The sequence below is a fragment of the Rhodococcus sp. GB-02 genome, assembly GCF_053470465.1.
The window spans coordinates 90,047-113,986 of record NZ_JBPUKE010000003.1 but is presented as its reverse complement, the minus strand read 5'-3'; the positions used below and the strand labels follow the sequence as shown (position 1 = coordinate 113,986).

At 62.9% G+C, this 23,940-nt stretch carries 23 protein-coding genes; 5 read left to right on the top strand and 18 right to left on the bottom strand.

Annotation, left to right across the window (positions count from 1 at the left end; genetic code table 11):
* Nucleotides 1-66 precede the first annotated feature (66 nt).
* The 4 genes from ACSW29_RS21055 to ACSW29_RS21040 are packed head-to-tail and all read right to left on the bottom strand — an operon-like array spanning nt 67 to nt 3,624.
* The gene (locus tag ACSW29_RS21055; RefSeq protein ID WP_448278541.1) at nt 67-840 is read right to left on the bottom strand and encodes a cobalt-precorrin-6A reductase; all 774 of its coding nucleotides are present in this window, start codon (nt 838-840) and stop codon (nt 67-69) included.
* A complete protein-coding gene (gene cobM / locus ACSW29_RS21050) occupies nt 837-1,586 on the bottom strand; it encodes a precorrin-4 C(11)-methyltransferase (protein ID WP_230815656.1) in 750 nt (249 codons plus the stop codon). Before cobM ends, ACSW29_RS21055 begins: the two co-directional genes overlap by 4 nt.
* Nucleotides 1,583-2,866 (bottom strand): precorrin-6y C5,15-methyltransferase (decarboxylating) subunit CbiE, encoded by a 1,284-nt coding sequence (cbiE, locus tag ACSW29_RS21045; protein WP_448278211.1) that lies wholly within the window; start codon nt 2,864-2,866, stop codon nt 1,583-1,585. Before cbiE ends, cobM begins: the two co-directional genes overlap by 4 nt.
* The gene (locus tag ACSW29_RS21040; protein ID WP_448278210.1) at nt 2,863-3,624 is read right to left on the bottom strand and encodes an SDR family NAD(P)-dependent oxidoreductase; all 762 of its coding nucleotides are present in this window, start codon (nt 3,622-3,624) and stop codon (nt 2,863-2,865) included. The genes cbiE and ACSW29_RS21040 overlap by 4 nt, the downstream gene beginning before the upstream one ends.
* A 30-nt stretch (nt 3,625-3,654) precedes the next feature.
* On the opposite strand from ACSW29_RS21040, the gene ACSW29_RS21035 reads away from it, so the two are divergent.
* Complete coding sequence (locus ACSW29_RS21035) at nt 3,655-4,080, top strand: PPOX class F420-dependent oxidoreductase (RefSeq protein WP_230815659.1); 426 nt, start codon at nt 3,655-3,657, stop codon at nt 4,078-4,080.
* Here the strand turns inward: ACSW29_RS21035 and ACSW29_RS21030 are convergent, their stop codons facing one another.
* Nucleotides 4,081-5,217 (bottom strand): M24 family metallopeptidase, encoded by a 1,137-nt coding sequence (locus tag ACSW29_RS21030; RefSeq protein WP_448278209.1) that lies wholly within the window; start codon nt 5,215-5,217, stop codon nt 4,081-4,083.
* A gap of 37 nt (nt 5,218-5,254) precedes the next feature.
* Between ACSW29_RS21030 and ACSW29_RS21025 the strand changes: the two genes are divergently transcribed.
* Nucleotides 5,255-6,220, top strand: a complete 966-nt coding sequence (locus tag ACSW29_RS21025) for a 5'-3' exonuclease (RefSeq protein ID WP_317828067.1) — start codon at nt 5,255-5,257, stop codon at nt 6,218-6,220.
* A gap of 4 nt (nt 6,221-6,224) precedes the next feature.
* Here ACSW29_RS21025 and ACSW29_RS21020 read toward each other — a convergent pair whose 3' ends face one another.
* The 7 genes from ACSW29_RS21020 to pafA form a co-directional block, all read right to left on the bottom strand.
* Nucleotides 6,225-7,052: a DUF4333 domain-containing protein gene (locus ACSW29_RS21020; RefSeq protein ID WP_317828068.1), complete on the bottom strand. Its 828-nt coding sequence runs from the start codon at nt 7,050-7,052 to the stop codon at nt 6,225-6,227.
* 52 nt (nt 7,053-7,104) lie between these two features.
* Nucleotides 7,105-9,816 carry a DEAD/DEAH box helicase gene (locus ACSW29_RS21015; RefSeq protein ID WP_317828069.1) on the bottom strand — a complete coding sequence of 904 codons (2,712 nt, stop codon included), beginning with the start codon at nt 9,814-9,816 and terminating at the stop codon, nt 7,105-7,107.
* 48 nt (nt 9,817-9,864) lie between these two features.
* The gene (tatC, locus tag ACSW29_RS21010) at nt 9,865-10,893 is read right to left on the bottom strand and encodes a twin-arginine translocase subunit TatC (protein ID WP_317828070.1); all 1,029 of its coding nucleotides are present in this window, start codon (nt 10,891-10,893) and stop codon (nt 9,865-9,867) included.
* Between the two features lie 73 nt (nt 10,894-10,966).
* A complete protein-coding gene (gene tatA / locus ACSW29_RS21005; RefSeq protein WP_003944836.1) occupies nt 10,967-11,242 on the bottom strand; it encodes a Sec-independent protein translocase subunit TatA in 276 nt (91 codons plus the stop codon).
* A gap of 134 nt (nt 11,243-11,376) precedes the next feature.
* Nucleotides 11,377-12,354 carry a helix-turn-helix transcriptional regulator gene (locus tag ACSW29_RS21000; RefSeq protein ID WP_230815665.1) on the bottom strand — a complete coding sequence of 326 codons (978 nt, stop codon included), beginning with the start codon at nt 12,352-12,354 and terminating at the stop codon, nt 11,377-11,379.
* On the bottom strand, nt 12,354-13,364 hold the full coding sequence (locus ACSW29_RS20995) for a helix-turn-helix transcriptional regulator (RefSeq protein ID WP_230815666.1): 1,011 nt from the start codon (nt 13,362-13,364) through the stop codon (nt 12,354-12,356). Before ACSW29_RS20995 ends, ACSW29_RS21000 begins: the two co-directional genes overlap by 1 nt.
* A 110-nt stretch (nt 13,365-13,474) precedes the next feature.
* Complete coding sequence (pafA, locus tag ACSW29_RS20990; protein WP_230815667.1) at nt 13,475-14,833, bottom strand: Pup--protein ligase; 1,359 nt, start codon at nt 14,831-14,833, stop codon at nt 13,475-13,477.
* 144 nt (nt 14,834-14,977) lie between these two features.
* Between pafA and ACSW29_RS20985 the strand changes: the two genes are divergently transcribed.
* On the top strand, nt 14,978-16,396 hold the full coding sequence (locus ACSW29_RS20985; RefSeq protein ID WP_448278208.1) for a phosphatase PAP2 family protein: 1,419 nt from the start codon (nt 14,978-14,980) through the stop codon (nt 16,394-16,396).
* A 38-nt stretch (nt 16,397-16,434) separates the two neighbouring features.
* On the opposite strand, the gene prcA is transcribed toward ACSW29_RS20985, so the two are convergent.
* The 4 genes from prcA to dop all read right to left on the bottom strand — a co-directional run bounded on the left by prcA (nt 16,435) and on the right by dop (nt 19,916).
* A complete protein-coding gene (prcA, locus tag ACSW29_RS20980) occupies nt 16,435-17,202 on the bottom strand; it encodes a proteasome subunit alpha (protein WP_230815668.1) in 768 nt (255 codons plus the stop codon).
* Complete coding sequence (prcB, locus tag ACSW29_RS20975) at nt 17,199-18,077, bottom strand: proteasome subunit beta (RefSeq protein WP_448278207.1); 879 nt, start codon at nt 18,075-18,077, stop codon at nt 17,199-17,201. Before prcB ends, prcA begins: the two co-directional genes overlap by 4 nt.
* The gene (locus tag ACSW29_RS20970) at nt 18,074-18,268 is read right to left on the bottom strand and encodes a ubiquitin-like protein Pup (protein WP_003944925.1); all 195 of its coding nucleotides are present in this window, start codon (nt 18,266-18,268) and stop codon (nt 18,074-18,076) included. Before ACSW29_RS20970 ends, prcB begins: the two co-directional genes overlap by 4 nt.
* Nucleotides 18,269-18,416: 148 nt before the next feature.
* Nucleotides 18,417-19,916 (bottom strand): depupylase/deamidase Dop, encoded by a 1,500-nt coding sequence (dop, locus tag ACSW29_RS20965; protein ID WP_347872786.1) that lies wholly within the window; start codon nt 19,914-19,916, stop codon nt 18,417-18,419.
* A 58-nt stretch (nt 19,917-19,974) separates the two neighbouring features.
* On the opposite strand from dop, the gene ACSW29_RS20960 reads away from it, so the two are divergent.
* Nucleotides 19,975-20,532 carry an NUDIX hydrolase gene (locus tag ACSW29_RS20960; RefSeq protein WP_448278206.1) on the top strand — a complete coding sequence of 186 codons (558 nt, stop codon included), beginning with the start codon at nt 19,975-19,977 and terminating at the stop codon, nt 20,530-20,532.
* A gap of 35 nt (nt 20,533-20,567) precedes the next feature.
* On the opposite strand, the gene ACSW29_RS20955 is transcribed toward ACSW29_RS20960, so the two are convergent.
* On the bottom strand, nt 20,568-21,245 hold the full coding sequence (locus ACSW29_RS20955; RefSeq protein ID WP_230815672.1) for a TIGR00266 family protein: 678 nt from the start codon (nt 21,243-21,245) through the stop codon (nt 20,568-20,570).
* Between the two features lie 118 nt (nt 21,246-21,363).
* Nucleotides 21,364-23,139: a proteasome ATPase gene (gene arc, locus ACSW29_RS20950; RefSeq protein ID WP_003944870.1), complete on the bottom strand. Its 1,776-nt coding sequence runs from the start codon at nt 23,137-23,139 to the stop codon at nt 21,364-21,366.
* 195 nt (nt 23,140-23,334) lie between these two features.
* On the opposite strand from arc, the gene ACSW29_RS20945 reads away from it, so the two are divergent.
* Nucleotides 23,335-23,859, top strand: a complete 525-nt coding sequence (locus ACSW29_RS20945) for a hypothetical protein (RefSeq protein WP_448278205.1) — start codon at nt 23,335-23,337, stop codon at nt 23,857-23,859.
* Nucleotides 23,860-23,940 lie beyond the last annotated feature (81 nt).

The window sequence follows — 23,940 nt, the reverse complement described above, 5'->3', positions numbered from 1 at the left end:
ATCCCAACATCCCTCCAGTATGGGTACGAAACCTTAGACGAACCTGAAGCGAACGCAATGTCGGCCTCACGGCACCGTTCCACTACCGAAAGCCCTGAGCCAGTCCACAGCCCCGGCTTCGGTGTCGAATGCCTCGACCGCCTCCGGGACCGGTGGTCGCTCGACGACGATCACCGGGATCGACAGTTGCCTGGCCGCCGCGATCTTTGCGTACGTCTGCTCGCCGCCACTGTTCTTGGTGATCACGACGTCGATGCCGTGAGTTCTCATCAGATCGACTTCCGCTTCGACGTCGAATGGGCCACGTGCGAGCAGCAATTGCGAATGAGGCGGCAATGTCCCTGAAGGCGGATCGATGGAACGCACGAGAAACGAGACGTCCTTCACACGGTCGAACGCCGAAACTCCTTGCCTCCCGATCGTCAGAAAAGCGCGTGAGCCGACCGTCGGCACCAATTCTGCGGCGTGATCGAGATCGCGTACCGGAAGCCACGTGTCACCGGGTTGCTTGCGCCATGGCGGGCGTCGGTACATGGCATACGGAACGGAAGTCGCGAGGCATGCTTCGGATGCATTTCTGGTGATGCGAGAGGCAAAGGGATGCGTGGCGTCGAGGACCGCGCGAATATCGTTGGCCGACAACCACTCCGAGAGTCCCTCCGCTCCCCCGAATCCGCCGATGCGCACTTCCCCCTCGGGCCATCGAGGATCACGTACCCGGCCGGCCAGTGAGGTGACAACTTCGAGGTCAGCTGAACCTGCCAACCGAGACGCGATCACTCGGCCTTCGCCCGTGCCGCCGAGTAGGAGTACGCGACGACGAACACCTGCCGAGGTCAGTGTGTGCTTCTCTCACGCACTGCCGAGTAGAGGTAGCTGTCCGGAAATCCTTCCGCAGTCAACACTCGGCCGACGATTACAACGGCGGTCTTCGTGATGCCGGCTGCATGGACAAGTTCGACGATCGTATTCAAAGTGCCTCGAACAACGATCTCCTCGGGCCGTGAGGCAAAGGCGACCACCGCCACGGGGCAGTCTTCGCCATAATTTTCGGCCAACTCGGATGCGATCTGTTCGATGCGATGAGCGCCGAGGTGAACCACCATCGTGGCGCCGCTGCGGCCCAGGGACAGCAGATCCTCACCCTCCGGCATTGCCGTCGACAAGGTGGAGACACGGGTGAGAACAATGGTCTGGGAGACGCCTGGAACGGTCAGCTCGCGCCCCAGCGCGGCTGCTGCCGCAGTAAATGCAGGAACACCGGGAACCATGTCGAAATCGACCCCCGCAGCGTCCAGACGACGGGCCTGTTCGGCCACAGCGCTGAAGATCGACGGATCACCGGAATGCAAGCGCGCGACGTCCAGCCCAGCGGAATCCGCTTCGACAAGAATCGCGGTGATCTCGTCCAGGCTCAGGCGAGCGGTATCCACGACCTGTGCGCCGACCGGGCACCACTCGAGCAACTCCGCTGGAACGAGGCTGCCTGCGTACAGGCACACGGGGCTCGCGGCGATGATGCGCTGCGCGCGGACAGTGATCAGATCGGCCGCACCGGGACCCGCACCGATGAAATGAACGGTCATTGTGAGGATTCCTCCGGCGTATCGGTGTCCGCGTCTGCAGACGGCTGACTTTTTGTGACGGACCATTGGACCACCGGAAGTTGCGGGCGCCAAACATTGAACGCGCCCAAAGGCTCGGCGCGCTGCACCTGAAAGCGTCGCAGCGTCCCACCATGGCGACTCATCCAGCCGAGCAGCAACGATTCGGACTCGGCGGTCACAGCGTTGACAACCAGACGCCCGCCCACGCTCAACTGCTCCCAGCACGCTTCGAGCATTCCCGGTTGCGTGACGCCGCCGCCGACAAACACCGCATCGGGACGCCGAACCTCGTCCGCAAACGCCTCGGGCGCGGTCCCTTTCACTGCCAACGCAGGCACACCGAGATTGAGTGCATTGGCACCGATCTGCGATACCCGGCTCGCCACCCTCTCGAATGCTGTTGCAGTGCAACGCGGGTGGGTTCTCATCCACTCGATGGCCACGGTTCCCGACCCGCCACCTACATCCCAGAGGTGCTCTCCCGGCGCCGGCGCGAGTGCGCACAACGTCAGCGCACGGATCTCCTGCTTGGTCATCTGACCATCGCCGACAAACGCTGCATCGGGTAGTCCCGGGATTCGAGTCAGCCGCAATGGATCATCGGCCGAGATGCACTCGAGGGCCAGAACGTTCAACGCGTCCACGTCCTGGTCCGCGTGATCCCACTCGTCTGCGACCGTGACGGTCCGCGATTCCTCGGACCCGCCGAGTTGGGCCAGTACGGTCAGGATCGATCGACCGAAACCCGCTCCGGACAACAGACGAGCCACCTCACCCGGTGTCGAGCGCCCGTTGCTCAAAACCAGCAGGCGCGCACCGTCGGCCACTGCAGCCAAGACGGTCGCCGAGTCTCGGTTGACCAGGCTCACGACTTCGATGTCGGCCGACGCCCATCCCATTCGCGCGCTCGCCAACGCCACCGACGACGGGTGGGAGATCACTCGCACGTTATCCACGCCGAGCAGCCGAACCAACGTGACGCCGAGGCCGTGGAACATCGGGTCACCGCTCGCGAGTACACACACACGCCGATCGGCGCTCTCGGCGAACATCGACGGCAACGCCGGGATCATCGGAGACGGCCACGCCAGCCGGGTGTGCGCTCGCCGCGCCCCGAGGTGTGTCGTCGGGACCAGTTCCAACTGGCGCGGCGACCCCATCAGGACCTCCGCACCCAGGACTGCACCCTTTGCGCTCTCGGACAGCCCTTCCCAGCCGTCGGCGCCGATGCCGACGATCACCACCGGGTGCGCGGTCATCGCGGCATCCGGCGCCAGATCGTCTGAGGCAGAAGCCGCATGACGAAGAACACCGGCTGCAAGATTCGCGGAACCCACACACGCGTCGCCCCGGAGTTCAGTCCCCGTACGACGGCGTCGGCGACCTGCGACGGGGTGCTCGACATCGGGGCTGGCGACATCCCTTCCGTCATGTTGCCTATGACGAATCCCGGCCGTACCAGCATCAATTGGACGCCCGAACCGTGCAGCGCGTCGCCCAGACCGCTGGCAAAACCCTCCAAGCCTGCCTTTGCACTCCCGTACACGTAGTTGGCGCGGCGAACCCGAACGCCGGCGACGGACGAGAACACCACGATCTTTCCGGTTCCCTGTCGGCGCATGATCTCCGCGAGGTGCGTGAGGATGCTGATCTGAGCCACGTAGTCGGTGTGTACCACCGCGACCGCATGCGCCGCGTCGGTTTCGGCACGCGCTTGATCGCCGAGAATTCCGAAAGCCAGCACTGCAACCGAAATCCGGCCGTGCTCGGTGACTACGGCGCCCAGGAGGTCTCCGTGCGTGTCCACGGCGTCGGCGTCGAACTCGACGGTGGAGACGCCGACCGCTCCGGCGTTCCTGAGCATCTGCTCCTGCTCCGACAGCTCGCCGCTGCGTCTGGCAGCCAGAACAATGTTGCGGCCCGGCGCGAGCCTGACCGCGATCTCGAGGCCGATCTCACTTCGTCCGCCGAGGAGCAGTACCGTCTCGATGTCATTCACGTTCGCACCCGCAGTCACCGCTCCAGTGTCCTGGATTACCGTCGTGGCATGACGCTCACCCCCTCCACCACGCCATCGTCGCAGCAGACTCTCACCGAAGACGGGCTGAAGTTCGTCGGTGAATACCACCTCGCGACACTCACTACGTTGCGTCCGAACGGCACCCCACACGTTGTGGCCGTCGGATTCACCTGGGACCAGGAAGCCGGAAAGGCGCGCGTGATCACCGGCGGTGGCTCACAGAAGGCGATCAACGCAGCGCGTGGTGGATACGCCGCAGTAAGTTCTGTCGACGGCGGCCGCTGGCTCACGCTCGAGGGGCCGGCACGCGTGCTCACCGACGCGGACTCCGTGGCCGACGCCGTTCGGCGTTATGCCGAGCGGTACCGCCAGCCACGGGTCAACCCTGCGCGCGTGGTCATCGAAATCGACGTCACACGCATACTCGGGTCCGCCGCGTTCAAGGAAAGCTGATCAGCCGAGGACAGTCAGGCCGTGCGGACGGTTGTTGAACGACTCGCAACCGTCCGCAGTCACGACGACGATGTCCTCGATACGGGCGCCCCAATTGCCGCGGAAGTAGATTCCCGGTTCGATACTGAAGGCCATACCTTCGACGAGTTCAATGGTGTTGCCCTCGACGATGTACGGCTCCTCGTGCACGGACAGCCCGATACCGTGACCGGTGCGGTGCACGAACACCTCCGCAAGCCCCTGTGCGGCAAGAACTTCACGGGCGGCAATGTCCACGGATTCTGCGGATACACCTGGCCGCACCGAATCGACAGCAGCCTGTTGCGCCGCCTCGAGTACCGCGAACTGTGCTGCAACCTCCGCGGACGGCTGCCCCATGCTGTACGTACGGGTGGAGTCCGAGTTGTACCCGGGCTCGACCGGTCCGCCGATGTCGATCACCACGACATCGCCGCTCTCGATCACCCGGTCCGAAACCTCGTGGTGCGGGTCGGCGCCGTGCGGGCCCGAACCGACAATCACGAACGCGGCCTCGGTGTGCCCCTCTTCGAGAATCGCCGCGGAAATTGCCTCGCCCACTTCGGCTTCCGTACGGCCGACGATCAAGAACTCGGCCATGCGGGCGTGAACCCGGTCGATCGCCGCACCGGCCCGTCGCAACGCCTCGATTTCGGCGTCGTCCTTGACCATCCGTAATTCGCGCAAGACGCCGGTGGCAAGGATCGGCAACGCGCCCAAGGTGTCTGCGAGCGGGATCAGATGCAGCGCAGGCATCGCATCCGTCACTGCAACCTTGGCGCCGGCCGGGAGTTGCGCCGCCACAATGGCATACGGATCAACACCGTCGACCCAGTCGAGGACAGTCAACCCGAGGTCGCCCACTGCCGATTCCTTCAACGACGCCAACTCCAACCGAGGAAGTACGACCGACGCCTTCGCGGTCTCTGCAGCGATGACCAGCGCGGTCAAACGCTCGAACGAGTCAGCCCGAGAACCTGTCAGGTACCGAAGATCCGGACCGGGAGTCACCACCAGACCGTCGAGTCCTGCTGATCGAGCCAACTCGGCGGCGCGAGCGATACGTGCGCCGTACACGGCGCTGGAGAATCGGGAATCCTGTTCGGCTGGAGACGTCATGGCTTACAGGTTAGTGCCGACTGGCAGGATGGTGACCATGAGTGGGCCATTGCTTCTCCTCGACGGTGCCAGCCTGTGGTTTCGTGCGTTCTACGCGCTGCCCGAGTCATTCGTCGACCCCGACGGAAGACCAGTCAACGCGGTGCGCGGTTTCACCGACATGGTGGCGTCCCTGATCACCAAACACCAGCCGAGTCGTCTCGCCGTATGCCTGGACTTGGATTGGCGACCGCAGTTTCGCGTCGACGCCGTCCCGACGTACAAAGCGCATCGCGTCGAAGAAGGATCTGACGGTTCGTCCGAAGAAGTTCCGGACACGTTGACACCTCAGGTCGACATGATCATGGACGTACTCGCAGCAGCGGGTATCGCGACGGCGGGTGCTGTCGGACTCGAAGCCGACGACGTGCTGGGAACGCTTGCCGCCACCGAGCGCGAAGATCTCACCGTCGTCGTCAGTGGTGACCGCGATCTACTGCAGGTCGTCACCGACGAGTACGTGCCCGTTCGTGTCCTCTACGTGGGCCGCGGTTTGTCCAAGGCGGAACTGTTCGGACCGGTCGAGGTCGCCGAGAAGTATGGGGTACCCGGTGACCGTGCGGGCGAGGCATACGCCGAACTCGCGGTACTGCGCGGAGACGCCTCCGACGGTCTACCCGGCATCAAGGGTGTCGGCGAGAAGACTGCGTCGACGCTGATGCTCCGCTACGGCTCGCTGGCCGGACTTCGCGCGGCCGCGGCTGACCCCGAATCGGATATGGCCAAGGGAATTCGCGCGAAACTCACCTCACCAGAGGCAATGGCATACCTCGACGCTGCGTTGCCGGTGGTACGAGTCGTTCGCGACGCGGACGTTCAGTTCTCGAAGGACGACCGACTCCCGGCGACCCCCATCGATCCCGCACGCTTCGACGAAGTGGCCGCTTCGCTGAACATCGAACGCTCGGCCGGCCGGCTTGCCGCCGCGCTGAAGGCGGCGGCGGCAGGCCGTTCCGACCAGTAGTGCGTCAGCTCGGGCGGCTGACCTCGTACGTGCCGTTGTCGTCGACAAACGTCACTGTCACGTTCGACTTAACGCCCGCGATCGAGAGCGTGCAGGTGAACTTGTTGCCTGACTTGACTTCCTGGTCCGCGGGGCACTGAACATTGCTCACGTTCTTTGCCCCGTAGGACTCGGTGACGATTTTCTCGACGCCGGCCTGAGCCGCGCTCTGATCGAGTGTGTTCTTGCCGAATACACCGACCACCAGGGCAACCACGACAGCCGCCAGAACAACGAGAACGCCGATCGCACCGAAGATCAGGGGCTTCTTCGACTTACCTGCCTGGTTTCCGGGCGCACCGGGGCTCGGGAACGGCTGAGCCTGGTTCCACTGATTCTGTTGTCCCGGAGCTTGGCCGGGAGCCGCGGCGCCCCACGCCTGCTGGGGCGCGGCAGCAGGAGGCTGACCCCATGCCTGGGTTGCATCCGGTGCCTGCTGTTGCCCGGGCTGACCCCACGGCTGAGCGGGAGGCTGCTGCTGGGGTTGTCCCCACGGCTGCTGCTGCTGGCCGGGTTGTCCTTGTCCAGGCTGCTGCGGCTGACCGTATGCAGGCTGACCACCCGGCTGGCCGTAGGCAGGTTGGCCCCACGGCTGTTGCTGGCCGGGCTGCTGACCAGGCTGCTGTGTTTGACCAGGCTGACCCCACGGCTGTTGCTGGCCGGGCTGCTGACCAGGCTGCTGTTGACCACCCGGCTGCTGAGGATTCTGCCCCCACTGCTGCTCGTTCGGCTGCTGCTGATCACCAGGACCCCATTGCCGATTCGGATCGTTCGGTCCGTAAGGCCCGCTCATGTTCGCCTCCCACTCGAAATACCAGTCTGCGAATCAAACCACATAGTTGCGGTCATGCTGCGTCGACAGCAACTACCCCGCGACGAATCGCAGCTACCGCCCGCGCCGCGGTCTTCGCCACGTCGGCATCCGTCGATGTCAGTCGGACCTGATCGAGGAGATCGATCACCTGACGACACCACCGGACAAAATCACCCGCAGACAGCGCGCGGCCTTGCACTCCGGCTGCGATCAGAGCGTCGACCAGCGAATTTTCACTAGCCCAGTGGTAAACGGCAGTGACGAATCCCAGATCGGGTTCGCGCGTCGGCGGCAGCTTGTGGCGAATCTCGTCCGACCGCAATTCGCTCCACAGTCGTTGAGTGTCGTTGAGCGCGTGACGAAGTGCCGCTGTCGGCACCCGATCGACCGTGTCGCCGTCTCGACGTGATTCGTAGACCACCGAGGACACGACTGCCGCCAGTTCGGCCGGGCTGAGACCTGTCCACGCACCGGTCCGCAGGCACTCGGCGACCAGAAGGTCGCTTTCCGAATAGATGCGACTGAGTCGTCGTCCGGATTCGGTGACTTCGGGCGCTGCTTCGGCAGTCATGTACTCACGCTCTTTGAGTAGCGCGATGATTCGGTCGAACGTGCGCGCCAACGAGTTGGTGGTGGCCGCGGCCTTTTCCCTCATCGCCTGTGTTTCGCGGGCCAATCGGTTGTAGCGCTCACCGATCCGGCTCAGATGTTCGCGATCGGGCCAGCTGTGGCACGGATGCGAGCGAATAGCGCGTCGCAAAGTAGCGACCTCGGCGTCTTCGGACGCGCCCGCCTTGTGACGCTTCTTCCGCCGAGGGACGCTGATTCCGGTGCTACGCAACGCCGAGGCCAGATCGCGCCGAATCCGGGCGGTGTGGTGATCGACATGCTTGGGCAGGCGCATCTTTCCCAGAGCCTCGGCTGCTTCCGGAAAATCGCTCGAGGAGAGTCGGCCGGCCCACTGATCGGCAGTCAGAACCAGCGGACGGGGGTCTTTCGGATCGTTGTCCGGGACGAGGACCACTGCCACTCCGGAATGACGACCGATGGGAATCGCGATCACGTCGCCGCGGGCGAGTGCACGGAGAGACTCCACCGCATCTTCGCGGCGATCCTCGCGGCCCTTACGTTCGAGCGCCCGCTCGCGCGCACTGAGCCGCTCACGCAACGACGCGTATTCGAAGTACTCGCCGTCTGCACCACCGAGTTTCTCCTGCAAACCCTTCAGTGCTTCTTCGTTCCGCTCGATGCCACGCACCAGGCCGACCACTGAGCGGTCCGCTTGGAACTGTGCAAAGGAACGCTCGAGCAGCTTGCGTGAATCGGCCGCTCCCATGCGCTCGACGAGGTTGATCGACATGTTGTACGAGGGGCGGAACGAACTGCGGAGCGGGAACGTCCGCGTCGACGCCAAACCGGCGACATCCGTCGGCTCGACCCCGGGCTGCCACAGGACCACAGCGTGTCCTTCGACGTCGATACCGCGTCGGCCGGCTCGGCCGGTCAGCTGCGTGTACTCGCCCGGTGTCAGTTCGGCGTGTGACTCACCGTTGTACTTGACCAAGCGTTCGAGCACCACTGTGCGTGCCGGCATGTTGATACCGAGGGCCAACGTCTCGGTCGCGAAAACCGCTCGCACGAGACCCTTGACGAACAGTTCCTCGACTGTCTGCCGGAATGCCGGCAGCATGCCAGCGTGATGGGATGCCAGTCCGCGTCGCAGTGCCTTGCACCAGTCCCGATACCCGAGGACTTCGAGATCTTCCTCGGGTAGTTCCCCGGTGTGTTTCTCGATGATGGTGTCGATCTCGCGGACCTGCTCCGGCGAGGTGAGATCGAGTCTGGACCGCAGGCACTGCGCAAGAGCCGCATCACAACCGGCGCGGCTGAAGATGAAAGTGATCGCCGGGAGCAGTCCGGACTGATCGAGCTGAGCGATGACCTCAGGTCGCGGCAAGGGCCGGAAATCGTTGGAACTCTGGTAGCTGCCACGCCGTCCGCGGCCACGCGGCTGCCAGCTCTCGACGCGTTCGAGCGCCTGACGCTGCTTGACATGGCGAACCAGATCCTGGTCCACGAGTACTGTCTTCGGCCCAGCCGAAGGATGACTTCGACTGTCGAAGAGATCGAAGATCCGTCGACCGACCATGATGTGCTGCCACAGCGGGATCGGCCGCGTCTCGTCCACGACCACGGTGGTATCGCCGCGGACGGTTTCCATCCAGGCGCCGAACTCCTCGGCGTTGCTCACGGTCGCCGACAAGCTCACCAGCCGAACATCCTCGGACAGGTGCAGGATCACTTCCTCCCACACCGCCCCGCGGAACCGGTCAGCCAGGTAATGCACTTCGTCCATGACGACGTGCGAAAGCCCACGCAGGGCCTCGGAGTTGGCGTAGAGCATGTTCCGCAGCACTTCGGTGGTCATGACGACCACCGGTGCGTCGGAGTTGATGCTCGAATCACCCGTCAGTAGGCCGACTTCGCTGGGGCCGTAGCGCTCGACGAGTTCGGCGTACTTCTGATTGCTCAACGCCTTGATCGGCGTCGTGTAGAAACACTTGCGGCCGGCCGCAAGAGCCAGGTGGACAGCGAACTCGCCGACCACGGTCTTGCCTGCGCCGGTTGGTGCGCAGACAAGGACACCGTGGCCCGCTTCGAGCGCAACGCATGCCTTCACCTGGAATGGATCGAGTTCGAACTTCAGGCTGGACGCAAATGTGCTCAGTTCGCTCTTGTTCATAACCACCTCGTCAGGGTTTCACACGCCGCCGACGTGGTGGCACGGCGCTCAGAGAGTGTCAGTGAAATCCTGGCCTGGTGCGTTGTCGCCGGCGGTGTCGGATTTCTTCGCGGCCGGAGCTTTGGGCTTGGACTTACGTCCGAACAATCCACTCGGTTCGGCCTTGGGTTTGGTCGGATTGTCGAAGGCCTCGTTCAGATCGGACGGAGCCGAGATGGAGGAAGCTTCCTCGTCGGAGATTGCGCCCCAGTCTTCACCGGATCGCTTGGCCTTACGTTTGTCGTTGAGGCGAGCGATCTGGACCGCGACCTCGAAGAGAAGCGTCAGTGCCAATGCGAGCGCCAGCATAGAGAACGGATCCGAACCCGGCGTAGCAACTGCGGCAAAAACGAACAGCCCGAAGATCAACCCTCGACGCCAGGCCTTCAAACGCTCGTACGTCAGAATGCCGGCAAAGTTCAGTACGACCACGAGCAACGGAATCTCGAAGCTGACACCGAAGATAAGCAGCAGATTGATGATGAAGCCGAAGTACTCCGAACCACTGAGCGCGGTGATCTGGACGTTGTCGCCGATGGTCAGGAGGAAGTGCAAAGCCTTTGCCACGACGAGGTACGCCAGGATCGCGCCGAGAATGAACAGGGCAGCACCGGCGGTGACGAATCCGACCGCGTATCGACGTTCCTTTGCGTAGAGGCCCGGGGTGATGAATGCCCACAGTTGGTACAGCCACACCGGGCAGGCAAGGACGATACCGGCGGTGAGCGCCACTTTGAATCGCAGCATGAATTGCTCGAACGGCCCGGTCGCCAGCAATCGGCACGCGTCGTCGGTGCTGAGGTTGGCGCGACTCTCGGACGGAAGCTCGCAATACGGTCCGCGAAGCAGATCGCCCAGGCTCTCGAGACCGAGTATCGAGTGTGAGTACCAGAAGAAGCCGAACGCCGTGGTGATGATCACACCGAGGAATGCGAACAACAAACGAGTCCGCAATTCGTACAGGTGGTCGACCAACGACATGGTGCCGTCTGGATTGACCTTCCGCTTGCGGTTACGCGGGTCTAACGGAATACGCACTGTGCATCCTGGTCTTGGTCAGCAGACAACCGGGGTGAACGAATATTTCACCCCGGCTAGAACGCAGTGTGTACTAGAGCGGCTTGACTTCGGTCGGCTGCGCAACAGGTGCTGCTGCACCGTTTGCGACCACCGCGGTGTTGGCCGTCGGCAACTGTGCCGGAGCAGGCTGTGCGACCGGCGCGCTTGCGGGCGCCGCATCGTCGTTCTGCATTTCCTTGACTTCGCTCTTGAAGATGCGGAGGGAACGACCCAAACCGCGTGCTGCATCGGGAAGCTTCTTCGACCCGAACAGAATTACGACGACAACAGCGACAATCAGCCAATGCATCGGCTGCATTGCACCCATAACGACCTCCCATGATCAGATTCCTCGATGCTACCGGACACAACCGGCGCCCGGAGGTGTCAAAGCACTTACTTCAGCTACCTTTTACCTGTTTGTTTCCTGCGAACTCACTGAGGGTGAAGTTTCCCGAAGTTTTACGAACCGATTACGTCGTACGCGTCGAGTGCCGCAACGGCCCGATCGTGTACTTCGGACACCAGTTCCGGCGGATGCAGGACCCGAACACCCTCACCGAACCCGAGGACCAGCCTTGCCATCCATTCGAGAGTTCCGAAACTCATCGTCGCCTCGACCGACCCGTCGTCGTTCACGTGCACGACATCCATCGGGTAGTAGTCGAGCATCCACACCCACTCTTTGGTGATGAACAACCGAGCTTCCGGAAGCGAACCGTCGCCGCTGAACAACTCGAGATTCGAATCCTCCTCGAGGGCTTGTGGCGGAGGATCGGCAGGTTCGTCGAGTTGGACGGCGGCGTCGATCCGATCGAATCTGAACAACCGCACGCCCTCGGCCTGGCGACACCAGGCCTGGAGGTAGCTGTAGTTGTCGACCAACACGATACGAACGGGATCGACGATGCGCTCCGAGACCGCGTCTCGCGAGGCCGAGTAATACGTCAATCGAAGGGCGGTCTTGTCAGCGAGCGCGGCCCTGACCGTCGCGGCGATCGGGTCTTCGGCGATATCCGGAGCCGGCGAAGTACTGCGATCTTGGCCGACGGCTCGCGCCGCGGCCGAGCCTGCTGCGTCCTCGATCTTCGCGATAGCGCGCTGGGCCGAAGACGGATCGACCATCCCCGGCATTTCCACCAATGACCGAAGCGCGATCAGTAATGCAGTCGCTTCCGTGGAGGTGAGGCGCAACGGACGATCGATTCCGGCCGAGAACGTGACCTCGATGCTTTCCTCGGAGAAGGACAAGTCGATGAGATCGCCCGGACCGTACCCGGGCAGTCCACAGACCCACAGCTGATTGAGGTCGGTCATCAGTTGAGTGGTGCTGACACCGAGTTCCTCGGCAGCCTCGGCGGGACTGATGCCCGGATTCGCGATGAAGTACGGCACGAGGTTGAGCAGCCGCGCCAACCGAGATGACAGTCGATTGCTCATCAGTTCTCCCCCTGTCCGTCATTGCCGGCGATTGGGCTCGCCGCGGCGCGCAGCTTCGCGACGACCTCCGCACGCAAATCCGGTGGGTCCAACACCAGTGCATCCACCCCGTGTCCGGCGATCAACCGAGCGGTCCACTCCCAGGATCGGACGGGAATGGACAGCACGCTGCCGTCGCGATCGGTCAACCGCCGATCGGACGACGACGTCGCAAGCCGGCGAAGCTCGTGTGCGCGACCGTCTGCGACCCACACCGTAGCGGTCCCGGTCACCACGCCCGACCCAGTCACCCGGTCGACGACCTCGCGAAGATCGACACCCTCGGGTTTGTGGACCGATCCGGCGGGCCCGAACTCCCTGACGTCGTCACCGATCCGGGAGAGCCGGAAGGTTCTCACCGCATCACGGTCGACGTCGTGCCCAACCAGGTACCACTTGCCGTTGTGAGTGACGACGCCCCACGGTTCCACAGTGCGCTCGGTGAACGGTTCGTTCAATGCGCCGCGGTGCTGAAAATGAACTGCTCGGCCGGCGTCGACTGCTGCAAGCAGCTTTCCGAGGGCGGGCTCCGAACCGCGGGTGCGCGCGGGAATCGCAGTAACCGGTGCGGCACTGACTTCTGCGTCGACCTGCACGCCGGCCGCTCGGAGTTTGAGTAGCGCGCTCTGGGCTGCCGAAATTAGTTCCGGAGATTCCCACAACTGCACTGCGACGGCGACGGCAGCAGATTCCTCGCTGGTGAGATCCACGTCCGGAAGCTCGTAGGCATTGCGATTGATCCGGTACCCCTCGACCGTCGAGAACCGTCCTGCCAGACCGGTTTCCAAAGGGACACCCAGGTCACGAAGTTCGTTCTTGTCGCGCTCGAACATGCGACTGAACGCCTCGTAGTTCGCGGAATCGTTGTACCCGGCCACACTGTCGCGGATTTTCTCCGCCGTGAGGAACTGTCTGGTGGACAGCAATGCGATCACCAGGTTCATCAACCGCTCGATTTTTGATGTCGCCACGCCGAAATCCTAGTGGCTATCCGATAACCGAACGCGCGCCGGACACTTTCGTGCCCGGCGCGTCGCCGCCAAACAGACCTGCCGTCTTGTACATCGTGAAAATGAGTGACCTACATCGAAGCGATCAAACGCTCGACACGCTCGTCGACAGAACGGAACGGATCCTTGCAGAGCACAGTCCTTTGCGCCTGATCGTTGAGCTTGAGGTGAACCCAGTCGACCGTGAAGTCCCGGCCGGCTGCCTGGGCTGCGGTGATGAAATCGCCACGCAGCTTGGCGCGGGTGGTCTGCGGCGGATTCTCGACGGCCTCGTCGATCGTCTCGTCCTCGGTGACCCGCTTGACCAAGCCTTTGCGCTGCAGCACGTCGAAGACGCCGCGGCCACGTTTGATGTCGTGGTAGGCCAAGTCGAGCTGCGCGATCTTGGGATCGGACAGATCGAAGCCGTGACGGTCCTGGTAGCGCTGGAACAGCTTGCGCTTGATGACCCAATCGATCTCCGTGTCGACCTTCGCGAAATCCTGAGCCTCGACGGCGTCGAGGGTACGACCCCAGAGATCGACAACCTGCTCGACCTGCGGGTCCGGTTCGCGGTTACGCAGATGTTCGACTGCCTTGGAGTGGTACTCGCGCTGAATATCGAGAGCACTGGCCTGACGACCACCAGCGAGGCGGACAGGCTTCTTGCCGGTCACGTCGTGGCTGACCTCGCGGATCGCACGAATCGGGTTGTCCAAGGCGAAATCGCGGAACGAAACTCCGGCCTCGATCATTTCGAGCACGAGCGCTGCAGAACCGACCTTGAGCATCGTCGTCGTTTCGGCCATGTTCGAATCGCCGACGATCACGTGCAGACGGCGGTACTTCTCGGCGTCCGCATGCGGTTCGTCGCGGGTGTTGATGATCGGACGCGAACGAGTGGTCGCCGACGAGACACCTTCCCAGATGTGTTCCGCACGCTGTGAGAGGCAGAACGTCGCGGCCTTCGGCGTCTGCAGCACCTTGCCGGCGCCGCAGATCAACTGGCGCGTGACGAGGAACGGCAACAAGACATCCGAAATCCGGGAGAACTCACCGGCGCGCGCGACGAGAAAGTTCTCGTGGCATCCGTACGAGTTTCCGGCCGAGTCGGTGTTGTTCTTGAAGAGGTAGATGTCGCCACCGATCCCCTCCTCGGCAAGTCTCGCCTCGGCGTCGATCAGCAGTTCTTCGAGCACACGCTCACCGGCTCGGTCGTGATTGACCAACTGGATGAGGCTGTCGCACTCGGCCGTCGCGTACTCCGGGTGCGAACCCACATCCAGGTACAAGCGGGCTCCGTTGCGGAGGAAGACGTTGGAGCTGCGACCCCACGACACGACACGACGGAAGAGGTAACGAGCAACCTCGTCGGGGCTCAGTCGCCTGTGCCCGTGAAAGGTGCAGGTAACGCCGAATTCCGTCTCGATACCCATGATTCGTCTCTGCACACTTCGACAGTACAACCAGAATGCGAGGTTCACCCGTGTACTTCGATCGCGTCGTAAGTCACGACTCGACAACGTCGGGCGGCGGCATAGTGTGACGGTGTGAGCCCTATTCGCCGAAAAGTTGTCCGAAGCGACGTCAAAGTCATGGAAAGTACTGGAGCACTGCGCCCGTCCGTGCTCGATCCGACCATGCGGTTTCTCTCCAGAGCCGCCGATCACGGCGTTTTATGGATGGTTGTCGCCGCCTTGCTCGCGATGATCGGTGGCCGCCCCAGGAGGGCAGCGGCACGTGGGATGCTCGCACTTGCCGGTTCGAGCGCGCTGGCCAACGGCATACTCAAGCCCCTCTTCCCCCGGCGGCGCCCACCGGCACGCGTCTGGCTCAGCCCGAAGCGAGGCGTCGACATTCCGACGTCGTCCTCGTTCCCCTCCGGACATTCGTCATCAGCAGCGGCATTCACCGCGGCAGTGGCCATGGAATCCCGGGCGGCAGGCGCGGCCCTAGCACCACTGGCCGCAGCGGTCGCGTACTCACGCGTTCACAACGGAGTGCACTGGCCGTCCGATGTATTCGCCGGCCTCGCGGTTGGCGGCGCTATTGCTGCCGGCACACGACGTTGGTGGGCGGTGCGCGACGAAGAGCCCGCCCAACTCGGACCCGAGTGCGTAGTCCCCGCGCTCCCTCGGGGAGAAGGCTTGCTGGTCTTCACCAATCCGGGTTCAGGCTCCGAGGACGACGGGATCGTCGAATCGATTCGAGAATCACTACCGGCAGCGGTCATCTACGAATTCGACGCCGACATCGACTTCGACATGCAGATCGACGCCAAGATCCCCGAACTCTCGCCGAAAGCGTTGGGAGTATGCGGGGGCGACGGAACAGTCGTCACGGTCGCGACCGCGGCAACAAAACACGAACTACCCCTTGCGGTTTTTCCCGGCGGAACCTTGAACCACTTCGCCCGCGACGTCGGGGCGGTGAACGTAGAGGAGACCGCACAGGCAGTCGAGTCAGGGCAGGCCGCATTTGTCGACCACGCGCTGGTGCGCACGGATTCCGGAGTGACTGCACGGTTTCTCAACACAGCCAGCCTCGGCGGATACCCGGACGCCGTGCGACTGCGGGAGAAGTGGGAACCGCGGTTCGGTAAGTGGCCGGCCGCGGGCGCCGCAATGATCCGGGTTCTCGCAGCGGCGGAGCCGATGACTGTCACAATCGACGGGAAGCGGAGCACCATCTGGATGCTGTTCGTCGGAAACGGGCGATACTCCCCCGCTGATCAGGTGCCGATGTCGCGTCCGGAGATGAACCGTGGACTACTCGACGTCCGCTACCTGCGCGCGGACAAGAAATTCTCGCGCTCACGCCTTCTGTTTGCGGCTGCCACAGGCACATTGGGCAGCTCGCGGGTCTACGTCCGCGAACTCGTCTCCTCGATGTCGGTTCGAGTGGCCGATTCACCGGTAGCCATCGCCACCGACGGTGAAGTGGTGGCAGACGCGCGCCGGTTCGATTTCGACACCGAACCGGGCACGGTGGCCGTCTACAGAATCACACAGTAACTCCCAGACCTGCAGTAACTCCCAGACCTACGCAGTAACTACGAGGGTGCGTCGCCGTTTGCCGGCGGCGCATCCTCAGCTGGTGCCGGAGCTGGAAGCATCTCTTCCAAAACCGTTCCAGCGATCCGTTTGAACGCGCGGCGTGGACGGTTGCTGTCGAGGACGGCAACCTCGAGCGCACTCACATCGAGTGTTCGCGGTTCCGCCTCAGTGGTTCCGGCCGGCGCCGGGCCACCCTTTTGAAGCGCCCCTACCGCGATCCGCACTGCGGATTCCAGGTCGAGGTCTCGCTGGTACGACTCACGCATCGCCGTCACGATCGGTTCGGTTGTACCGCCCATGACGACGAATTCCTGCTCGTCCGCGATGGAACCGTCGTACGTGATCCGGTAGAGCTGAGCCGGCGTACTGCTTCCGAAACGGCCGATCTCGGCAACGCAGATCTCGACCTCGTACGGCTTGGGTTGCTCGGTGAAGATCGTTCCCAAGGTCTGCGCGTACGCGTTGGCGAGGGAACGCCCCGTGACATCCCGACGGTCGTACGAGTACCCGCGCATGTCCGCGTGCACGATGCCCGCACGGCGCAGATTCTCGAACTCGTTGTACTTGCCCACTGCAGCAAATCCGAGACGGTCGTACAGTTCGCTGACCTTGTGCAGCGCCCGCGACGGATTCTCCGCGACAAAGAGAACTCCGTCGCGGTAGGTGAGAACGACGACGCTGCGTCCGCGGGCAATTCCCTTGCGCGCCAATTCCGAACGATCGCGCATGATCTGTTCGGCTGATGCGTAGTACGGCATCGTCATAGCGCAGACTCCCCTTCCGGACTCGCGGTCGCAGTGCGAGCCGCGACGATCTCCCTGGCGATCTCGGCAGCCCGCGTTGTCGACAACTCCACCGCGCCGGCGGAGGTGATGGTGACCGCTGTCGGATAGATCCCGCGTGTCAGATCGGGACCACCGGTAGCCGAATCGTCATCTGCTGCGTCGTACAGCGCTTCGACTGCAAACCGAAGGGCAGTGTCCTCGTCGATTCCCGGCGAATACAGTTTCTTGAGCGCCGATTTTGCGAACAGGGAACCCGACCCGACTGCGTGATATCCAGCGCGCTCCTCGTATCGCCCACCGACGACGTCGTAGGAGACGATCCGGCCGGCCGTTGTCGGATCGACGGCGTCCAAGTCGTAACCCACCAGCAGCGGCACAACCGCCAATCCCTGCATCGCTGCTCCGAGATTTCCTCGAACCATCGACGAAAGTCGATTGGCCTTGCCGTCGAACGTGAGTGGGACGCCTTCGATCTTCTCGTAATGTTCGAGTTCGACTGCGAAGAGCCGGACCAGTTCGATTGCAATCCCGGCCGTACCAGCGATACCCGCAGCCGAGTAGTCGTCCGTGACGTACACCTTCTGCACGTCACGGCTGGCGATGAGATTGCCCATCGTCGCTCTACGATCACCCGCGAGCAGAACACCACCCGCATAGCTGATCGCGACGATGGTGGTGCCGTGCGGAGCTACGTCTCCCCCGCCCATGACAACACCTCCTGTGTCGGCGAAGCGGTTCTGCGGAAGATGTTCCGGTGCGTGCACCCGAAGGTATTCCGAGAATGACGACAGATTCGAGCCGAAGCTCAACCGTGTGTCCCCGTCTGTGATCCGGGGCGCGCGATCCACCGTCACTGGCCGCCCTTCTGGACGTAGGCACGGACGAAGTCCTCGGCGTTCTCTTCCAACACGTCGTCGATCTCGTCGAGCAGGTCGTCGGTTTCTGCAGCGAGCTTCTCGCGACGCTCCTGGCCGGCACTGCCGTCGCCACCAGTGGTTTCGTCGTCTTCGCCGCCACCGGCACGCTGCGTCTGTTCTTGAGCCATCGCCGTCGACCTCCTTGTGTGAAGGGAGCTCTCGCGAGCATCCTGTTCGGCCCAGCAGAGTCGGTAACTGATCCCGCTCGGACCTTCACCCTACCGAGCGGCACCGTCAGGTGTGGAGAGACGCGACGGCGAGCCGCATCGGCTGATTTCAGTGAGTGAGCTGATCAACCAATTCCGCGGCGCTGTCGACGGAGTCGAGCAACGCTCCGACGTGCGCTTTGGTGCCTCGAAGCGGCTCGAGGGTGGGGATGCGGATCAACGACTCGCCGCCGAGGTCGAAGATGACCGAATCCCAGCTCGCAGCCGCGATATCGGCACCGAATCGGCGTAAGCACTCGCCACGAAAGTATGCGCGAGTGTCGGTGGGAGGGTTCGTGACCGCGTCGAGAACCTGCTGTTCGGTGACAAGCCGCTCCATGGAGCCGCGAGCAACCAGGCGGTTGTACAGCCCCTTGTCGAGCCGCACGTCGGAGTACTGCAGATCCACCAGATGCAACCGCGGCGCCGACCACGCGAGCCCCTCACGATTGCGGAAACCTTCGAGCAGACGAAGTTTGGCCGGCCAGTCGAGGATGTTCGCGCACTCCATGGGATCGCGCTCGAGGAGATCGAGAACCATCGCCCACTTGGCGACGATATCGTCCGCTCGCGGGTCACGATCGGCCTCGCGATCGAGGAACTTCGAGACACGTTCGAGGTAAATACGTTGCAGCGCAAGCCCTGTCAGTTCACGACCGTCGGCCATCGCTACGGTCTTGCGCAGCGTGGGATCGTGGCTGATGTGGTGGACGGCGGTGACCGGACGTGCCAGTTGCAGATCGGTGAGGTCGACACCCGCTTCGATCAGGTCGAGTACCAGCGCGGTTGTTCCCACCTTCAGGTACGTCGACATCTCCGCGAGGTTCGCGTCGCCGATGATGACGTGCAGACGGCGGTACTTGTCCGCATCCGCGTGCGGTTCGTCGCGGGTGTTGATGATTCCGCGCTTGAGCGTGGTCTCGAGGCCTACTTCGACCTCGATGTAGTCGGATCGCTGCGAAAGCTGGAATCCGGCCTCGTCGCCGGACTGACCGAGACCCACACGACCGGAACCGCAGATCACTTGCCGGGACGCGAAGAACGGTGTCAAGCCGGTGACAATGGAGGCGAACGGGGTGTCGCGCGAGCACAGGTAATTCTCGTGCGTGCCGTACGAGGCACCCTTGCCGTCGACATTGTTCTTGTACAGCTGTAGCCGTGGCGCACCCGGCACGCTGGATGCGTGCCGCGCAGCCGCTTCCATGACGCGTTCGCCGGCCTTGTCCCAGATCACGGCATCGAGCGGGTCGGCGACCTCGGGCGCCGAGTACTCCGGATGTGCATGGTCGACGTACAACCGAGCCCCGTTGGTGAGAATCATGTTCGCGGCGCCGATCTCGTCCGCGTCGATCACCGGTGCCGGACCGCTCATTCGCCCCAGATCGAAGCCTCGGGCATCTCGCAGCGGAGATTCGACCTCGTAATCCCAGCGTGTGCGCTTGGCCCGTGGCACGCCCGCTGCGGCGGCGTAGGCAAGCACCGCCTGGGTTGAAGTGAGAATCGGATTCGCCGACGGCTCACTGGGTGAAGATATTCCGTATTCGACCTCGACACCGATGATCCGCTGCATGACACAAGAGCCTATGTGATTGAGGCGCGGCGCCTACAGGCGTGGCACAGTTGGAGGAATGCACCAACCTCTCACCGCAGACCTGAATCCCGCGGACGAGGTAGTCGCCGTGTACGACCGGACGGGTAATCCGATCGGCCGAGCAACGCGTTCCGTCGTCTACTCGGGTGGGCTCTGGCACGCGAGCGCGGGCGTCCTGGTTCGCACCGGGGACGGCTCTCGCATCTACGTTCATCGGCGAACCGACACGAAAGCGGTGTTCGGGGGCTATCACGACTGTCTTGCCGGAGGTGTCGTGGATCCAGGTGAGACGCCGCAGGAAACTGCGATCCGTGAAGTCGGCGAAGAACTCGGAATCTTCGGAACAGCAGATCAGCCACTCCAACTGACGGAAATCGCTCGAAAATCCTGGGACGGTGAGTGGGAGAACTCTCCGTTGCGCTGTCACCTGTTCGCGTTCGAACTCAGATACGACGGGCCGATGGCACATCAAACCAGCGAGATCGCCGAAGGTTGGTGGTGGACGCCGAGAGAACTCGGCGCCCACCTGCAGGATCCGTCGTGGCCGTTCGTTCCGGACTCACGCGCGCTGCTGGCCGACTATTGCTGGAGCTGAACACCACTGGAGCTTGAACACCACTGGGACTGTGATCAGCCCGGGGTGATCGCCGAGAGCCACGCCGCGAACGCACTGGGGTTGCGGGTCTGCGCGAGAACGCGTCCGGGGCCGGTGAAGTCGAAGACAAATCCTTCGCCGGACTTCATCGACTGAATGGTGCGTCCCTGAACGGCGCGCCGCATGTTGAAGTTCATCCCGAGGTCGTAGGCGACCACGTGACCGGTATCGATCGTAATTGTCTCGCCCGGCTGCAAGTCGATGACGTCGATCGCGCCGTAGACGGCCAGGACTACCTCACCGTCGCCACTTGCCCGCAGGCCGAATCCGCCCTCACCACCGAAGAGGTTGGACATGCCTCCCCATTTGGACTCGACCGTGACGCCGTAAGAGTTGGCCAACCATGTTCCACGGTTGAGGAAGAACGGGCGATCGGACGTGATGGTCAGTGGGATCAGATCGCCGGGAAGAACGCCCGTCACATCGACCCAACCACCTTGCGGCGGAGCGGTATACGTCGTGACGAAAAATGATTCTCCACTGAGCATCGACCGCTTGAGTCCCTGCAGGACGCCGCCCTGCGCCTTCGCTTCGAGAACTACGCCGGCGGAATGCGCGAGCATTGCCCCGCTCTCCACGCGCAGCGGTTCGCCGGGCGCGAGGTAGCAGCGAGCGACAGTGGACGACGGATTGTGTCGAAGATGTATCTGCACGGCGGGACTCTAAACCAGCGCGACCGACCGGTCCAATCGCAGCAAAGGGAACAGCAGCGACACATCGATCGGGCCGACGACTCTCGAGGAGTGGCCGGCCCGATGGGTGTTCGTTTCGCTACAGGTACTGGCCCGTGTTCGACTCCGTGTCGATCGCGCGGCTTGCACTGGCGTTCTTGCCCGTGACGAGAGTGCGGATGTAGACGATCCGCTCCCCCTTCTTGCCCGAAATACGTGCCCAGTCATCAGGATTGGTGGTGTTGGGCAGATCCTCGTTCTCGGCGAACTCGTCGACGATAGAATCGAAGAGGTGCTGCACACGCAGACCCGGAGCACCGGTGTCGAGTACAGACTTGATCGCGTACTTCTTGGCGCGGTCGACGATGTTCTGGATCATCGCACCCGAGTTGAAGTCCTTGAAGAACAGAACTTCCTTGTCACCGTTGGCGTACGTGACCTCGAGGAAACGATTCTCTTCGCTCTCCGCGTACATGCGATCGACGACGCGAACGATCATCGCCTTCAAGCATGCAGTGCGATCTCCACCGAACTCGGCTAGGTCGTCCGCATTGATCGGCAGACCGTCCACCAGGTACTTCGAGAAGATGTCCTGAGCAGATTCCGCGTCGGGACGCTCGATCTTGATCTTCACGTCCAGTCGGCCCGGACGCAGGATGGCCGGGTCGATCATGTCCTCACGGTTGGACGCACCGATGACGATGACGTTCTCGAGCCCTTCCACGCCGTCGATCTCGCTGAGCAGCTGTGGAACGACCGTAGTCTCCACGTCGGAGGAGACTCCCGAACCACGAGTACGGAAGATCGAGTCCATCTCGTCGAAGAAGACGATCACCGGAGTGCCCTCGGACGCCTTCTCGCGAGCACGCTGGAAAATCATCCGAATGTGACGCTCGGTCTCGCCGACGAACTTGTTCAGAAGTTCCGGGCCTTTGATGTTCAGGAAGTAGGACTTGGCGTCCTTGCTGTCCTGACCGCGAGCTTCGGCGATCTTCTTGGCCAACGAGTTGGCGACTGCCTTGGCGATGAGCGTCTTACCGCAACCGGGCGGACCGTAGAGCAGTACACCCTTCGGCGGTCGCAGTGAGTACTCGTGGAACAGGTCCTTGTGCAGGAACGGAAGCTCGACGGCGTCACGGATCTGCTCGATCTGACGACCGAGACCACCGATGTCGTCGTAGTGAACATCCGGAACTTCCTCGAGAACCAGATCCTCGACCTCGGCCTTCGGGATGCGCTCGAAGGCGTATCCGGCCTTGGTGTCGACGAGCAACGAGTCACCGGGACGCAGTTTTCTGGTCGGAGAATCGGCGTCGTACGCGATGATGTCGGCTTCGGGATCGGCGAAGACGGCCGCCAACGGTGCTGCGAGCCAGACGATGCGCTCTTCGTCGGCATGCCCGACCACCAGCGCGCGCAGTCCGTCGTCGAGTACCTCACGGAGCGTGCTGATCTCGCCGACCTGCTCGTAGGTGCCCGCTTCGACGATGGTGAGTGCCTCGTTGAGGCGAACCGTCTGTCCGAGGGCAAGGGTGTCCGTGTCGATGTTCGGTGAGCACGTCAATCGCATCTTGCGACCGGACGTGAACACATCGACGGTCTTGTCCTCGTGTACCGAGAGAAGGACTCCGTAACCGCTCGGCGGCTGACCGAGTCTGTCGACTTCTTCACGAAGTGCGATGAGCTGCTGACGGGCCTCCTTGAGGGTGTCCATCAGCTTGCTGTTTCGGATGGACAGCGAGTCCACCTTCGACTCCAGCTCACGCACCTGCTCCGGCGATTGTGCGAGTTGTCGGCGCAGTACCTGTGCTTCCACTCGTAGCGCGTGGAGTTCTTCTGCTGCCGCAACCGAATCCGGGTTCTCTGTCGAGCTCATGTGCGTCTCCTCCCAGTGCGATCCATCAACGCTACCGGCATAAGGCCCCAACTGTCGCCAGACACGGTGCGCGAGTGCGAATTCACACCCGCACGGGGACCGTGCCGACTGGTCTCGAGCCAGATTTTGGTCATGTTAGCCTTGCCTACAAGATGGAGACAGCGCCTGTCTCTCTTTACAACGAAAGGTATCGCTGTGATCATCCGCAAGACTCTCATCAGCGCTTGTGCCGTCGCTGCCGTCCTGACCATGGGTGCATGCAGCTCGGACGACAACAAGGATTCGACGGCTGCCAGCTCGACCTCCGCCGCCGCCTCGAGCACCACGGCCAAGGCCTCGGCTTCCGCCACGACGTCAGCCGCGGCTGCCGCTGCAGCTCCGACAGCCGACGAACTCAACGCTTCGCTCGTCGCTCTGATCGATCCGGCCAAGCCGATCGAGGAGAAGACCGCACTGGTAGTCGACGGAACGAAGCGCCAGGCCAACATCGAGACGATGAGTGCCGCGCTGGGCGGCAACCCCGCCTACGCGATCACGTTCACCGTGGACAACGTCAAGGTGGACGGTCAGACCGCAACCGCCGACGTCGCCGTCGTCAGCCCCCATGGCGCTGCTCCGGCACAGCCGTGGACCTGGGAGCTCGAAGACGGCTCCTGGAAGCTGTCCGACACCTCGGCTTGCGTTCTTCTGGACATGGGCCGCGCTTCCTGCACCGCCTAAGTTTCAGGCAACCGCATAAGTTTCAGGCAAGGCAAAGAGCGGCGATCCGGATACCGGATCGCCGCTCCTATTTGTTTGACT

Coding starts and splice junctions, on each gene's coding strand:
- cobM (WP_230815656.1), bottom strand. CDS start 1,586: ATGACCGTTCATTTCATCGGTGCGGGTCCCGGTGCGGCCGATCTGATC.
- cbiE (WP_448278211.1), bottom strand. CDS start 2,866: ATGACCGCGCACCCGGTGGTGATCGTCGGCATCGGCGCCGACGGCTGG.
- ACSW29_RS21035 (WP_230815659.1), top strand. CDS start 3,655: ATGACGCTCACCCCCTCCACCACGCCATCGTCGCAGCAGACTCTCACC.
- ACSW29_RS21030 (WP_448278209.1), bottom strand. CDS start 5,217: ATGACGTCTCCAGCCGAACAGGATTCCCGATTCTCCAGCGCCGTGTAC.
- ACSW29_RS21025 (WP_317828067.1), top strand. CDS start 5,255: ATGAGTGGGCCATTGCTTCTCCTCGACGGTGCCAGCCTGTGGTTTCGT.
- ACSW29_RS21020 (WP_317828068.1), bottom strand. CDS start 7,052: ATGAGCGGGCCTTACGGACCGAACGATCCGAATCGGCAATGGGGTCCT.
- ACSW29_RS21015 (WP_317828069.1), bottom strand. CDS start 9,816: ATGAACAAGAGCGAACTGAGCACATTTGCGTCCAGCCTGAAGTTCGAA.
- tatA (WP_003944836.1), bottom strand. CDS start 11,242: ATGGGTGCAATGCAGCCGATGCATTGGCTGATTGTCGCTGTTGTCGTC.
- ACSW29_RS21000 (WP_230815665.1), bottom strand. CDS start 12,354: ATGAGCAATCGACTGTCATCTCGGTTGGCGCGGCTGCTCAACCTCGTG.
- ACSW29_RS20985 (WP_448278208.1), top strand. CDS start 14,978: ATGGAAAGTACTGGAGCACTGCGCCCGTCCGTGCTCGATCCGACCATG.
- prcA (WP_230815668.1), bottom strand. CDS start 17,202: ATGACGATGCCGTACTACGCATCAGCCGAACAGATCATGCGCGATCGT.
- ACSW29_RS20970 (WP_003944925.1), bottom strand. CDS start 18,268: ATGGCTCAAGAACAGACGCAGCGTGCCGGTGGCGGCGAAGACGACGAA.
- dop (WP_347872786.1), bottom strand. CDS start 19,916: ATGCAGCGGATCATCGGTGTCGAGGTCGAATACGGAATATCTTCACCC.
- ACSW29_RS20960 (WP_448278206.1), top strand. CDS start 19,975: ATGCACCAACCTCTCACCGCAGACCTGAATCCCGCGGACGAGGTAGTC.
- arc (WP_003944870.1), bottom strand. CDS start 23,139: ATGAGCTCGACAGAGAACCCGGATTCGGTTGCGGCAGCAGAAGAACTC.